The 15,321-nt window shown below is 35.6% G+C and carries 14 protein-coding genes; 5 read left to right on the top strand and 9 right to left on the bottom strand.

The features are described from left to right. Positions 1-302: 302 nt before the first annotated feature. The 9 genes from EUI_RS0102625 to EUI_RS0102580 all read right to left on the bottom strand — a co-directional run bounded on the left by EUI_RS0102625 (position 303) and on the right by EUI_RS0102580 (position 9,267). The gene (locus tag EUI_RS0102625) at positions 303-782 is read right to left on the bottom strand and encodes a hypothetical protein (protein ID WP_010015865.1); all 480 of its coding nucleotides are present in this window, start codon (positions 780-782) and stop codon (positions 303-305) included. Continuing rightward, positions 779-1,435 (bottom strand): ABC transporter ATP-binding protein, encoded by a 657-nt coding sequence (locus EUI_RS0102620; protein ID WP_010015864.1) that lies wholly within the window; start codon positions 1,433-1,435, stop codon positions 779-781. The genes EUI_RS0102625 and EUI_RS0102620 overlap by 4 nt, the downstream gene beginning before the upstream one ends. 2 nt (positions 1,436-1,437) lie before the next feature. After that, complete coding sequence (locus EUI_RS0102615) at positions 1,438-2,100, bottom strand: hypothetical protein (protein ID WP_010015863.1); 663 nt, start codon at positions 2,098-2,100, stop codon at positions 1,438-1,440. 693 nt (positions 2,101-2,793) lie between these two features. Then, positions 2,794-3,624, bottom strand: coding sequence for a hypothetical protein (locus tag EUI_RS0102605; RefSeq protein ID WP_224145117.1), 831 nt, complete (start codon positions 3,622-3,624; stop codon positions 2,794-2,796). A gap of 504 nt (positions 3,625-4,128) precedes the next feature. Next, positions 4,129-5,085 carry an ABC transporter permease gene (locus tag EUI_RS0102600; RefSeq protein WP_010015858.1) on the bottom strand — a complete coding sequence of 319 codons (957 nt, stop codon included), beginning with the start codon at positions 5,083-5,085 and terminating at the stop codon, positions 4,129-4,131. Positions 5,086-5,087: 2 nt separating this feature from the next. Next, the gene (locus EUI_RS0102595) at positions 5,088-6,224 is read right to left on the bottom strand and encodes an ABC transporter permease (protein ID WP_010015857.1); all 1,137 of its coding nucleotides are present in this window, start codon (positions 6,222-6,224) and stop codon (positions 5,088-5,090) included. Next, positions 6,224-7,780 (bottom strand): ABC transporter ATP-binding protein, encoded by a 1,557-nt coding sequence (locus tag EUI_RS0102590; protein ID WP_010015856.1) that lies wholly within the window; start codon positions 7,778-7,780, stop codon positions 6,224-6,226. Before EUI_RS0102590 ends, EUI_RS0102595 begins: the two co-directional genes overlap by 1 nt. A 236-nt stretch (positions 7,781-8,016) precedes the next feature. Continuing rightward, the gene (locus EUI_RS0102585) at positions 8,017-8,595 is read right to left on the bottom strand and encodes a pentapeptide repeat-containing protein (protein WP_010015855.1); all 579 of its coding nucleotides are present in this window, start codon (positions 8,593-8,595) and stop codon (positions 8,017-8,019) included. Positions 8,596-8,712: 117 nt separating this feature from the next. Further along, the gene (locus tag EUI_RS0102580) at positions 8,713-9,267 is read right to left on the bottom strand and encodes a TetR/AcrR family transcriptional regulator (RefSeq protein WP_010015854.1); all 555 of its coding nucleotides are present in this window, start codon (positions 9,265-9,267) and stop codon (positions 8,713-8,715) included. Positions 9,268-9,474: 207 nt separating this feature from the next. Between EUI_RS0102580 and EUI_RS0102575 the strand changes: the two genes are divergently transcribed. From EUI_RS0102575 to EUI_RS0102550, 5 genes are all read left to right on the top strand, one after another. After that, the gene (locus EUI_RS0102575) at positions 9,475-11,298 is read left to right on the top strand and encodes an MFS transporter (RefSeq protein ID WP_010015852.1); all 1,824 of its coding nucleotides are present in this window, start codon (positions 9,475-9,477) and stop codon (positions 11,296-11,298) included. A gap of 276 nt (positions 11,299-11,574) precedes the next feature. Continuing rightward, positions 11,575-12,429 (top strand): NAD(P)H-binding protein, encoded by an 855-nt coding sequence (locus EUI_RS0102570; RefSeq protein ID WP_010015850.1) that lies wholly within the window; start codon positions 11,575-11,577, stop codon positions 12,427-12,429. A gap of 90 nt (positions 12,430-12,519) precedes the next feature. Beyond that, positions 12,520-12,933, top strand: coding sequence for an RrF2 family transcriptional regulator (locus tag EUI_RS0102565; protein WP_010015849.1), 414 nt, complete (start codon positions 12,520-12,522; stop codon positions 12,931-12,933). Between the two features lie 260 nt (positions 12,934-13,193). Then, positions 13,194-14,597 (top strand): TrkH family potassium uptake protein, encoded by a 1,404-nt coding sequence (locus EUI_RS0102555; protein WP_010015847.1) that lies wholly within the window; start codon positions 13,194-13,196, stop codon positions 14,595-14,597. A 39-nt stretch (positions 14,598-14,636) separates the two neighbouring features. Further along, a complete protein-coding gene (locus tag EUI_RS0102550; protein WP_010015845.1) occupies positions 14,637-15,299 on the top strand; it encodes a potassium channel family protein in 663 nt (220 codons plus the stop codon). Positions 15,300-15,321: the final 22 nt, after the last annotated feature.

The following is a 15,321-nucleotide window of genomic DNA, read 5'->3' as shown; positions in this document are numbered from 1 at the left end:
AAAACCACGTCATTTGAAGTGAATGACGTGGTTTTTTATTTTTGTAGTTTAATCGTATCTGAATTAGCGTTAGCCACCTATTCCTTCCCCTATTGCAATAGTAAGTATAACTAAATAAACACTTGTTAAGTGCTTGTGCTAAGTCGCCTTGTTTGTTGTCATTCTTGTTTTGCAATCTGCCAACAGTATAAAAACGGCAGTAATCCCATTATGACAAAATAAAAAAGCCAAAAACAGATTGTTCTTGGCTTAATGATTACAAACGAACACAATTAAATTTCAACACAACCTCAAAATATGCATTACTTAATATTAATTAAATCAAATTTTTTCTGACTATGCTGCACAAAAACTAGATAATATTTAGTTGCTTTGTTTAAAATTGGTGTCGTCATTTCGATTTTATTTGTACCTACAGTCAATTTTTTACTATCTTCTATACCATTAATTTTAAACTTAAGAAAACTATTTGGTGCGTATGGTTGCCCATCTTTTTCAGAATATAGACGAAACGACTCAACTGGGAAGGCCATTTCCGGTTTTGTTACATTGACGGTTAAATTAGCCATATATAAGTCAGCATTTTCGTCAATACCATGCTTAACTATTTTCTGATGATGTTTTAATAAGATAATATTTTTATTTAATGATAAATCTGAATTTGCTAAACTAATACTGGACTGATTAACTTCGAAATCAGCATATTTTTTTTGCATATGCAACTTAACCGTAAACAACAACACTAATAAAAAAAATATAACTAGTACTAGATATTTTTTCATAGTATTTGCTCACCTACAATAGTGCCCTCGTTAAATTTAAATATGTGGTCAGAAACTTGATTCAAAAAAGGTTTATCGTGACTGGATATCAATATAGTTTTACCTTTTAGCTTTAAATCATTAATCATCGCGACAAGAAAATCTTGTCCTGAATCATCTAACGCATTAGTAGGTTCATCAAAAATAAGAATTTTATTATCATTTAAAAGCGCAACTGCTAATGATAATCTTTGTTTCATACCAAGTGAATAGTGCTTAACCTTATCTTTATTATTAGGATCCAACCCGACATATGATAATAGTTGTTGTATATTCATGTCAGCTGTTTCATCCTGATTATTTAATATGTTGAATAAGGATAAATTTTCTGTAGCTGTTTTATCTCCTAATACACCATATTCTTGAATTGAAAAACCAATATTTTCAGCAAACATCACTTCTTTTCTGATAAGTTTCCCTTCAACTATCACGTCACCATTGGTAGGCTTTATAAAACCTAATATTGTTTTAAATGTCAGCGTTTTTCCAGCACCATTGGGACCACTAAAACCATAAACATGATTCTCATAAATTTTTAAATTGACATTGTTCAGTATGTTTTTCCTTTTAAACTTTTTATTAACATGACGTAACTCAACAACAATTTGTGACATTTTTATTTCCTTATCTGTGTAAATTCTATGTACCGAATGCAACTAAATAATATGATCACAATTAAAATCAAAATAATTGTGTTAAACAGGTTAATCATTAAATTTGAATCAAAACGACTAAGCATAAATTGAGATAGTATTGGTAATTTATTGTTAGCAATTGTCCCCATTGCTAACAATATAGCTATAAAATATGCAATAACTGGCGGTAAAAACAAGCTGATCAATGAAAAAATAAATATACCCAGACTACTATTTAAAAAAAGGATAACACTAAATAAATAATACTGATTATTCCCAGGTATTAAAATCCATAAAAGCCAAAACAGAAATAACATTTCAGACATGATTTGAAATATACTGAGAATATAAGTACCTAATCCAACACGATTCAACAATGGATACCCTATCTTAACTAATTGGTTGAAACTATCGCCAATGACAGCAACGGGCAATAGCATGATGAAAAACCATTGAATTGGCATGACAAAATCATTTGGTGCTTGTAGCACACCATAGAAGACACCGTAGAATTGTTGCTGATGTCTTCCTTGTAGCAGAAGCATCACATAAACTAGCGTGACAATTATAAACTTGATTCGTATTTGTTCCCAATACAAAACACGATTCCTTTTTAATAACAAATTATAGTGCAACTGTGTCATAAGTTTATACCAATTCTTAAAAGCAACTTATTTGAGTGGTAGATACAATATAAATATACTGGGAAGATAAGAAGATTGAAAATCAATAAACTATTATAACTTTTGGGGTCAATCCACAACCCACGGGAGAAAAATAACGTTGCATGTAAATTTGTAAATAAAAAATTTTCAAAAAAAAGTAGTATGAATCCGAACATTAATCCAACTAATTTATTGAATATGACGGTCAAGAAATTCAACAATAATATTAAAGTAAACATACTCAGAAAATACAATAATAAAAGTATTAAACTAAAAATAACTGTACTCTGCTTCACAACATAGTGATTGTCTTGAATCAACGCATAAAAAATAAGTAAAGATGTCACTGAACCACATAAAAAAAATAAAGCAATTTTAAAAGAATAAAGCCACACAAATTTTCCCAAAGACTTATTATTAATTAAAATATAGATCTCATGCGCAGTAGGTTTAATGAACATTATTAAAGCCATCACAATCATTAGAGGAATGCCATAATGGACTTGATTTCTAGGATTCTGAATTGCAGTAAAAAAAAGTTCGAATAAATTTTGTTCCGATTTTAGGTGATTAGTTGCACCCACAATACCAAAAAGACACAAAACAGTCCATGTCATAAAAATTAGCAATTCTTCTATTCGTTGTATACTCGTTTTTTTTCTTGCAAGATATTTACTGATTAACATAACGTTTAACTCCTAATGTAATTGATATACAAATAAATGACATTATGATCATACAGCTAGAAACAACGCGCAGAACATTTGGTAAATAAACTGGACTAGAAGCTATGGAGATTAAGTTTGGTGCATAAAATATATTGGGCAAAATTCCTGATATAACAGATAATACAGATACAAATAGAAAACTGGCCGTTACACTCAAAAACTTTTTTCTCGTAATGCAAGCAATCATAGTCGAAAATAAAGCGTATATTCCGCCAAAACAAGACGGTAGTAGCATGTAAAAAACTATAAACAATAATGGATTGGTGTAATATGTATTAGCAAAAAAAGACGTTGTGTTTAATACTGTTAAATTTTCGTTAATAATTAAATTTGGCAATAAATATGGTAAAAAAAACCACAAAATAGCATAATTTATTAATAATGGTATAAAAACAGTTACAAATCCACTAAAAAAAGAAATCATCTCAATATTTAATATATATTTTCTTAATGGTTTTTTTTGAACAACATGCCAAATAAAACCAGATTCAACATCATCAATATATATTTGACTCCCTGATAAACAACACAATAGTGGTAAACTCAAAAATAAGAGCAGTGTTATTGGCCCGGAATCAATTGAAATCCATTTTGTAAATGGTGTAAATAAAAAAGGTGACTGATCTAAAAATGACCAGTTATTTAAAATTGTTGAACCAGCGTGAAAAATAACAATAGCCATAGCAATCATGATGCCAATAAAATACTGTTTTAATTTGAATCGATGTACCCAAAAACTCATCTTATTTCCCCCATATGTCTTATTATTAGCCATAAAAAAGATCCATGAATAGAATTCACAGATCCTTTTGAATTAATCCGCGTACCAACTACCATCGGCACTGCCGTTGTTTTGAGAATATGCGTTAATAACAGTTCCCTTTTTCACTAAAAATATAATATTACAGGTTAATATAAAACCTGTCAATAAGAACTTAATTTTTAATTAAAGCAAAGCATATTATAAAATATACTTTGCAATTTGCAATCACATGATCAGTCAAAGATTTAATTATTGTCCAACGCAACAATATTTTAATCCTTCACAATGCAGCATAATACGTGATAAGTTTTGATCTTTATATAAGTCGACAGCTAGTGTTCATACTTGCGATGTATTATCCTTTGAGTACAAAAATAAGGCATGATAGTTTTGACCAGTAAATCAAAACTATCATGCCTTATTAAAATTGTTTTTGTAAAAGTATGTTACGCGGTGTATAGAAAAATTCACCGTCCAAAAAATTTAGCCTTTTTGGTTTGTGTCACACACTAACAGCTAAGCTGCTTTAATATAGTTCACACCATCAGCCTTAGGGGCACGCGTCTTACCAAAGAAGAACACGAGCACGATAATTGTTAAGATGTAAGGCGCAATTTGTAACCATATTGATGGCACATTGTTCAATCCTGGTAATTGTGCCCCAATCACTGCTAATGATTGTGACAAACCGAAGAAAAGTGATGCAAATAACGCACCAATGGGGTTCCATCGGCCAAAAATCATTGCCGCCATAGCCATAAATCCTTGACCAACAATTGTACTAGCGGAATAATTCAATGAAATAGATTGTGCTACAACCGCACCACCAACCCCACCAAGCAGCCCGGAAATCATAACCCCTGAATAACGTAACCGTGCCACATTCAATCCCAGCGTATCAGCTGCTTGTGGATTTTCACCGACCGAACGTAAACGTAGACCGAATTTTGTTTTAAAGATAATATACCATGAAATGATTGCGACAAGTATTGCCAACCATGCTGGTCCAGACGTCTTTTCAAAAAATAATTGTCCAAATAAAGGAATTTTTGACAGACCTGGTACAGACGCATAACCAAAATCTTGTGCAATAGGTGCTGTTTGGCCTTTTCCATAGAGTACTTTAATTAAGAACACCCCCAATGCTGGTGCCATCAAATTAATCACTGTCCCTGAAATAATGTGATCTGCACGTAATGTGACTGTCGCAACTGCATGTAATAGGGAAAATAGTAGTCCAACAATAGCCCCAGCTAATAACCCTAACCAAGGTGTTGCAGCACCTAAAGTATCTGCAAATGTGAGATTAAAGACTACTGATGCAAACGCCCCCATCCCCATGAAACCTTCCAAACCAACGTTAACAACACCAGCGCGTTCGGAAAATGTACCACCAATTGAAGTAAAAATTAACGGAGCAGAATAAACTAATGTACTAGAAATAATAAGTGCTAACATCGCCATCAATGACATATTTATTCACCACCCTTCTGATTGCTATCGCTGGCCGAACCAACATTTGAAAGCTTTTTCGCTTCAGTTGTTTGGGCGGCTTTGTCATCCATGGCTTTGATGCGTGCCTGCATGAGTTTAATTAAGTAACTGGCTCCCACGAAGAAAATAATCGAAGCAGTCACAATATCAACTAATTCAAATGGGACACCAGAAGACATTGGCATACCTAAACCACCAATTTTTAATACAGATAAGATAGCCGCAGCACCAAGAATACCAAGATATGAACCACCACCTAATAAGGCAACGGCCATACCATCAAATCCAATTGCTGGTGACCCATTTTGTGTAAAGAAGTTTAAATAATTACCAAGACCTTCAATTGTGCCGGCCAAGCCAGCCAAACCACCAGAAATAGCCATAGCCACAACTGCATTCCGTTTAGTTGACATACCTGCGTATTTTGCTGCATCAGTATTTAAGCCGACTGCACGAATTTCAAAACCAAGTGTTGTCTTTGTCATGATAAACCACACGACAATAATCATAATTAATGAAATGAAGATACCCGCTGAAATACTAGAGCCTTGGGTTAAATCAGTTAACCATTTCATTTGCAAAGACGCATTTGCGCCAACTTGTTTTGTCGTCTCTGCAGATTCTTTAATGCCTTTAGACATCGTATTTTGTAAAATATTATTACCTAAAAATAATAAAATATAATTCATCATGATAGTAACAATCACTTCACTAGCACCAAATTGTGCCCGTAACCAACCTGGAATAGCACCCGCTAAGGCACCCAATCCAGCGCCTATAATCAATGCGCTAGGAATCATCAGATAGACTGGCATATTTGGAAAACTGAGACTATACCAAACAGCCCCAACCCAGCCTGCTAATGCTTGACCGGATAATCCAATATTGAAGAAGCCAGCTGTTTGGGCCACTGTGAAACCTAACGCTGTTAAAATTAACGGCGTCATTTGGGTCAAAACCCCGCCAATATCTTGCATTGATCCAAAGGCTGAACCAAGTAATGCCATATAACCAGAAATAGGATTATAACCAAATACTAACATAATGATGGCACCAATAATGAGTCCAAAAAGAACCGAAAATAGGGCAACTGAAAATGAATTTTTTTGTGTTGTCATTAGGCATTCACCGTTTCTTTGAGTGCTGCGCGTGCATCTGTTAAACTCATTCCCGTCATCAACAACCCTAATTCTTGTTTATTCGTATCTTTTGCATTAACAATACCTACAATTTGACCGGCATTAATAACAGCAATACGATCTGACAAGTTAAGTATTTCATCTAACTCAAAACTCACAACCAATACCGCTTTGCCTGCATTCCGCTGGGCAATCAAACGTTGATGTATATATTCAACAGCACCAACATCTAACCCTCGTGTAGGTTGTGCGGCAATAATAAGGTCATTATCACGATTTAGCTCACGTGCAATGACCGCTTTTTGCTGATTACCACCAGACATTGAGCCCGCAGTCACTTGAATGCCGGCTGAACGTACATCGAATTCTTTGACTAATTTATTAGCTAATTCATCCATTGCAACTGTTTGTAGTACGCCAGCTTTTGAAAGAGGCGATTTGTAGTACGTTTGTAGTGCCAAATTTTCTGATAAAGTCATCTCGACTTCCATACCAAAACGCAACCGGTCTTCTGGAATATGCCCGATACCCGTCTCAGTGATTTGACGTGGTGTTTTGTTCGTCATATCTTTACCTTGCAACCACACAGTACCAGATTGCACTTTGGCTAAACCAGTGATTCCTTGGATTAATTCTGTTTGACCGTTGCCATCAATTCCCGCAATGCCCACAATTTCACCAGCTTTAACGTCTAACGAAAAATCTTTAACGGCAGCAATGCCACGCGCATTTTGGACTTCAATCTTGTCAATTTTAAGGATTGTTTTCCCGACTTCAACAGTATCCTTGATCGTCTTGAAATGCACCTCACGACCGACCATGAGGTCAGCTAACTCCTGCGATGATACACCTGCAACTGGAAATGTCTCAATAGATTTTCCAGCACGAATCACCGTCACAGTGTCCGCAGCAGCGCGAATTTCGTCAAGTTTATGTGTGATTAGAATGATTGACTTGCCTTCTTTGGCCAAGTTATGGAAAATTGCAATCAGCTCATCAATTTCTTGTGGTGTTAGCACAGCAGTAGGCTCATCAAAAATCAAAATATCAGCGCCACGATAGAGTGTTTTTAATATTTCAACACGCTGCTGTTGCCCAACCGAAATATCTGATATTTTAGCATAGGGATCAACTTGCAAACCATATTGTTCAGATAATTGTTTGATTTTTTGGGCTGCTGTTTTGGTATCTAACGTCAACCCCTTTGTAATCTCTGAACCTAACATAATATTTTCTGTTACTGTAAAAGCATCAATTAACATAAAATGTTGATGCACCATACCAATACCCAGTGCATCAGACTTTGATGGTGAATCAACCGTAACTTGTTTGCCATTAATCAGGATTTCTCCTGACGTTGGTTGCAACAAGCCTGTTAGAATGTTCATTAATGTTGATTTTCCTGCACCGTTCTCACCAAGTAACGCGTGAATTTCACCTTGTTGGACTTGTAGGTTAATGTCATCATTGGCCGCAAAATTACCAAACTTTTTGATAATATGTCGCATCTCAATGACTGGTGTTAATTCGGTCATTATATTTTACCAAAGCGTCAGTCGTGATCCGACTCACGCAATTCCACTTTCTAAAATATTTTTAAAAAAGCCACGAACACACATTGTTCGTGGCTTTTTCGTTAAAGAATATTATATCATGTTTATTACTGTCCAATTGTTTCAATTAATTTACTGAATAATTGATCTAATAGACAACTATTATCAATATAGTAACGACACAGTTCTAATTTTCAAAACACATGGTACAGCTAATTTTAACGAATAATGACACCAAAATCACTTAAAAGAATATGCGCTTGAAATTGATTAATTATCAAGCCTTTGATGTTACCTGACGTAAAAATAATTTCATCAAAATCACTTGATGATAAATCTACAGTTGTTAGCTTTGATTCCAAAAAGTCCGCATGGTTGAATGTGCTTTCTTTTGCTACAAAGCCTTTCTGGAAGACTACTTCTCTAAAATAGGTTTCATTAAAATTAGAGTTTCTAATGTGTGTATTTGTCAGTTTAGACGAATTAAATGTTGCATAATCAGCTCTGGAATTCTCTATTGTATTATCTTTCCAAGTATTACCGCTAAAATCTGTTCCCAATAAATTACAATTTTTAAATTCAATTCTATACAATACACTATTTTCAAAGTTAAAGTTAGAAAAATTAATCCCTGAAAATGTACAATCTAGCCATTCACTGTTTTTGAAATTATTTTGATCAAACGTACAGTTTATAAAAGTAACATCTGATACGCGGATTTTATCCCTCATACTTGAAAAATTGATATTTTCATATGTATTTTCTTCTTCAATGTCATCAAACTCTTTATTTATCACATGATCTCCCTTACTTATCTGTCGTATTATAAATTATACAATGATTTCAAAAAAATAAAATATCAAACAACTCATGATAGTAAGAAATCCATAAAAATTGAACTAGTAATCTAGTCATTATTTACCCTGTGCTGATGTCATTGCATTCAAAAGAATATGAGATAATTCTGACACACTAATATTTTCTCTATCAACTGCCAACCATTGACTCAATACATTCCAGAAGCCGCCAATGCCATATCTCGTAGCATACACAATGTCCCGCTGATTTTTTGATGGAATCTGCCACGGCGCGCCAACAGTAGGATATAAAACAGGTATCATTTTATTACTGGTCTCTACAATAAGTGAGAATAAGTCTGCCTTTTGTAGAATTGATAATTCGTCAGCATATTGCGTCCAAAAATTGAAGAAAAAAAAGACAAAATCTTCAAATTTTTCTAAACGACTTTGCCTTAATTTTGCAATATAATCATTAATCAAACTGGCTATGTACGTTGTTAAAATTTCTTCTTTAGATGCATAGTAGCGATAAAAAGTTCTTCTGGAAATGCCTGCTTCGTCACTCAATGCTGCTATTGTTATCTTCCCCAAACTCTGTTCTTCTTTTAATAATGTCAACAATGCATCCCTAATTCTGCCACTAGTTTGTCCCGCTATTCTGTTTTTCATATTATCTTCCTTTGGGTCATAATTTCATGATTCACACATCTGGGAAAATGAGTCACTAGTTAAAATAGTATTCATATCACGTTTCTTTCACTATGTTTAGCGTACACTATACATTGATGTCACACAAGTGACAAAAGTTAGGACTACATATTAAGTAGTGCAAAAGGAGGAAATTAACAATGTTATTCAAAGCGGGGGGTCTCTTTCATGAGTAGAACAGGAAAGTTATTTGGTTTTGGCGGTCTGATCATTGCCATGTTTATGGGAACACTAGATAGTACAATTGTTAACATTGCCCTACCTAAGCTCATGACAGAATTTAACACTAATTTATCTGGTGCCAGTTGGGTGGCAACGATTTACGCATTGGCACTTGCTGTATTTATGATTTCTGCAACTAAACTAGCTGATAGATTTGGCCGAAAAAAAATCATGTTACTGGGGTTAGCTTGCTTCACCTTATTTTCTGCAGCTTGTATGTATGCTAATTCACTGTCCATGTTACTCGTGTTTAGATTTTTTCAAGGTATTGGCGGTGCGATTATCACACCTCTTGTCTTACCAATAGGTACTCATCTTTTAGGGAAACAAAACATATCTAAGATCGCTGCCGTTGTCGGTGCGTTTACGGCTCTTGCCGCGGCTAGTGGCCCTGCTGCCGGTGGTATTATTTTAGAATATACTTCGTGGCATTGGATTTTTGGCTTAAATGTGCCAATTGGCGTCATCGCTTTCCTACTTGTACTCATTTTTACAAGTGAATCCTATGACGACACCTTGACTGGTAACTTCGACATACTTGGCATGCTAATGTTAACACTAATATTAGGTGGTGTAACATTTGGTCTACTTGAAGGCAGAGAATACGGTTGGACCTCAACCCTAATCTTATCAAGTTTTGGTGCTGGTATTATTGGCATAATACTATTTATCTTCGTGGAATTCAAAGCGTCATCTCCTATAGTTGAATTCAATCTTTTCCGTGAAAAAACATTCACAGCTTCAAGCATTGTTTATTTAATCACTGGTTTTGCTTTGGTTGTTCCAAGTGTTATTTTTAATTACTATTTACAAAACGTTTTAAACTACACTGCCTTGCATTCAGCATTAACCATTATTCCAGTTTCTCTAGCAATCGTTGTCGGTATGCCACTAGGCACCAAATTAGCCGACAAAATTGGCGCTAACCCTGTTAATTTTATTGGTATATTGCTCATATCAGCGAGCTTTTTAACGCTATCATTCATAACCACAGATACTTCTCGAGCAGTAATGATTGTATTCTTAATTATTAGCGGTGCCGGATTTGGATTTTCCACTGTATCTTATGTATCCTCAGTTAAACATTTACCGCAAGCTAAAACAGGTACCGGATCTGGCATTGCTAATTCTGCTCGTCAAATTGGTATGTGCTTAGGAATTGCTGTTTTAGTAACGATACTCAATGCAAATGTTGCTACTGCTAAAAACAATATCAGAGACACTGCAATTGCAGCTGTTAACAGCAAAAATATGTCGGATACTGTTAGAAACGTAGCAACAACCGAAATCAAATCACTATTTTCAAATAATGACAGCAAAAATACTGACTACACGGCTAAGCAAGCTCAACTGACGAATAAACTTAAAAAAGCTGCTTCAGATAAAAGTCATTTACCTATTCCAGAACCGGGTACAGACTATAAAACGCTCTACGATGCTGCACAGAAACTAAGCACTGGCAATAGTCAATTGACCGAATCACTCAGAAAAACAAGTCATTTAACTGTTTCCAATACACAACTAACTGCTATCATTGGTGCACTATTAAGTGGCAGCACAACACTTGAAAATGGTCAAAACAAGGTGTCAACAGCTATTCAACTGTTAGCGCAAAAAAATGAACTGCAAAATGTGCTACATCAAATTAAACGACAGAAAAACACACAATTGAATCAGGCATTTAGTAAAACTTACCTTATTTGCGCTATCATGCTAGTTGTTTGTTCCCCTATTGCTTTGTTTTCAGATAACAAACAATCCAAAAGATAGGCATTGACAAGCAACTCGTATCCAAACTGATTATCATAGACGTTATACCCATCCAATACGCATTCTAAAATCAATAGTCACATATTTGGCGAACGCTCACCAATTAATGTTTCAATTGCTAAAATGGGCGTCGGACATGAGCTGCACTTTTATAGCATATATTTTTTATTTGAATTAATTATACAAGCACACTTAATTGTTTTAACAACTTGTTGTTTTATAAACAACAAGTTGTGCTATAATACTTGTATAGATAATAGAAAAGGAAAAAATACCATGAAATACGCAATTACTGCTGCAACAGGTCACTTTGGCCAATTAGCTTACCACTACCTACAAGAATTAGTCGCGGTCAAAGATATTGTTGTCATTGCTAGAAACATAGAAAAAGCGCGCGAATTATTTGCCGGTGCTGATGTACGTGAAGCAGATTATGATGATAAATCTTCAATGACACGTGCATTCGCTGGTGTCGACCGTGTGTTGTTTATTTCGTCTCAACCCGGTGGTCCAGTTCCACGTGAAACACAGCATCAAAATGTTGTTGATGCTTTAGTAGCTAACAATGTCTCATTTGTAGCTTATACAAGTTTTGCTCAAGCAGACAAGTCAATTAGCGCGCTGGCTAGCGATCATCTTGTAACTGAACACGCATTGATTGCATCCGGTCTGCCATACTCATTATTGAGAAATAACTGGTATCTTGAAAACGAAATGGGATTTATCACCGCGGGTGCCAGCCAACATGCCACCTCCTACTGGGCATCTGGCCGTGCTGGATGGGCTTTAGAACGCGAATATGCTGAAGCTGCTATTAAAGTACTTGTCAGCGATTCACCAAAGGCAATTTATGAATTTTCCGGATCTGTCAATGATTATGAAGCACTTGGTTTGGCCTTAGCGCAAGCAACACAAGAAAAAATTACAGTGACAAAAGAAACACTGGCAGAATATGTTGCAACATTGGAAAAAAGCGGTTTGCCACACGATTTGGCAGGGTTGTTTGCTTCATTCCAATCACCAATTGATGAAGGTTCATTGGACGTGGTTTCAACGGATTTAGCCGACATTTTGGGGCGCGACTTAACACCACTACCAGCAGCACTCAAGGAAATTCTGGCTCGCAACTAAAATTATCAAAGGGCATCGTTAATCAGATGCCTTTTTTGCGCCTCATAACTGTGCTATAATGCTTGAATAACTAACTGATAGGATGAGAATATGCGCGTTTCATATAAATTAAGCGATGCAATACACATTTTAGCTTATATTGAGATATTTAAACAACATGATTTATCTAGCAAAGCCATTGCAGCAAGCATTGGTTCAAATGCCAGCGTAGTGCGTAATTTAATGCTCGACTTACGGGCGGCAAACTTGTTGACAACACACCAAGGTATAGCAGCACCAGAGCTGGCAAAATCACCGAATGATATAAGTATCTATGCTGTTTATTGCGCTATCAATATGACGCATAAGTTACTACACATTGACCCTAAAACAAACCCCAACTGTTTAGTCGGTGGGCATATTCAAGATACGTTAAATCAATTTTATGATGATATTGAGACTGCTGCTTATGACCAAATGAAAACCATTTCACTAGCTCATGTGATTCAAGATATTTTAAAATAGACAAAAGCTGCAAATCCTTTATCCTTATTTTCGACAATGACCATTAAAAGATCTGCAGCTTTTTGACCGTTAATTTGTATTTTCAATTGTATCCTAAAAACAGCACTATCATTTCTCCCATCACCAGCCAAAATAATGATTCGCACAGACTATTTTACTTGACATCAATCCATAACTTTATAACGTGTATAATGAAATAAAGCATGTTAAAATAGTTAAATCCTCACTTTTAATATAAAGGAAGTTGAATTAAGTAAAATATGTCACGGAAAATAGAGCTCCCGACCGCAGCAGAAATGAAGAAATTTCATAACCAATCCCAACGACGCACATTTCTATCGCGTCTCTCTATGCCACAACGTTTAACGTTAGGATTTTTATCAGTCATCACTGTGGGTGCTCTGCTGCTTATGCTACCTTTTAGCTATAATGGCGACATGGGGCATTCGTTTATGGATGCCTTGTTTACCGCAACTTCAGCTGCCTCTGTCACAGGTTTAACTGTCGTTAATACAGCAACACATTGGACCATTTTTGGACAAATTGTGATCATGTGTTTAATTGAAATTGGTGCTTTGGGATTCATGTCTTTTTCGGTTTTACTTTTTACGGCAACTCGCCGAAAAATGAATTTACGTGATAAAATGATGGTTCAAGAAGTTTATAGCTTAGAGAGTCTTTACGATACCAGAGCCGTCTTTGGTTACGTCATTAAATTATCGATTATTATTCAAATTGTTGGCGCTATTCTATTAACACCTTTTTTTGTCCATGACTTTGGTATCAAGCGTGGCTTATTCTATGCTGTTTTCCACGCTGTCTCAGCCTTTGGTAACGCTGGATTTTCAATTTTACCAGCTGGCGATATGGCCTATGCCAACCAGCCTTGGATTTTACTCATTATTGCCGCTTTGATTATCGCCGGATCTTTAGGGTTTTTAGTCTGGCGTGATGTCTTACTCTATCGCCATTCACACAAATTAACCTTACATTCAAAACTCGCGCTTGTGATGACTGGTGCGCTCATTATTGGTTGCTGGTTATTATTTGAATTAACTGAAAATAATTTAGCCATTGCACCACATTTATCTGGATTTAATCGGGTTGCAAACACCCTATTTATGTCAATTTCTTATCGTACAGCTGGATTTTCACAATTTAGTTTCAGTCAAATGGCCCCTGCTACAATTTTGTTAACAATTATGATGATGTATATCGGTGGTACACCTGGTTCCACAGCTGGTGGTATCAAAACAACAACGTTGGGTGTCTTACTACTTAAAACACATGCTGCTTTACGTGGTAAAAAAGATGTTACCTTTGCACATCGTCGGTTGACAAACGAAAATATTTCACGATCACTCTTACTGATATTTGTATCACTGCTTTTCTTAGGTGTTTTGTCATTTTTACTCATGTTAACACAAGGTACTGATTCCAAATACGGGTTAGAATATATCATTTTTGAAGTTGTCAGTGCCTTCGCAACAGCTGGATTGACACTCGGTCTCACACCGCACTTAAATATTTTTGGACAGTGCGTTATTATGCTAACCATGTTTATTGGGCGTGTGGGTGTCTACACCGTCATGTTCTCAATTCTAAACGTACACTCAGATCACGCACCATACCAATACCCAGAAGAATCAGTCATTATCGGTTAGCTTAATAGCTATGTTATAAAAATTTAGGAGATACTCATTATGCGCCAAACTTATGCTATCATTGGACTTGGCCGCTTTGGCGGTGCGTTACTCGAAACCCTTATTGCCAATGGACAAGACGTACTTGGCATTGATATCAATGAAGAACACGTTAATGAATATCGTGATATTGCGACTCAAGTTGTCATCGCTGATGCACAAGAAGACGACGTTTTACGAAAATTAGATATTGCAAGCTTTGATCACGTGGTCATTGCTATCGGTCATAATATGCAGGCAAGCATTTTAGCTACAATCAACGCAAAAGATCTCGGTGCTAAAAATGTTATCGCAAAAGCCGAAAATCGCACCCATTTACGTGTCTTAACAAAAATCGGTGCTGACTTGGTTGTTCAGCCCGAACGAGAAATGGGTGAACGTATTGGTCGTAAACTCCTAGCACCAAATATGTTAAATTTTATCGAATTATCTGATGATTATTCAATGGCAGAAGTTCAGATTGTCAATCCAACCTTTACTGGAAAAACTATCTCCGAACTAAATATTCACAAAAAATTCGGCTTAAATGTCATTGCCGTACGTCATGAAGGTGAAGTGATTGTTGCGCCCGACTCAAAATATAAAATACACCATAAGGATATTTTATCTGTTGTAGGGCCAAAAGATATGGTTGATGATTTTGATCAAATGACCAATAATTAAATAAACAATAAAAATACCAAAA

Origin of the sequence: Leuconostoc gelidum subsp. gelidum KCTC 3527 (genome assembly GCF_000166715.1) — a bacterium.
GTDB lineage: Bacteria > Bacillota > Bacilli > Lactobacillales > Lactobacillaceae > Leuconostoc > Leuconostoc gelidum.
The sequence above is the reverse complement of the archived record's forward strand: the minus strand, read 5'-3'. Positions and strand labels throughout refer to the sequence as shown.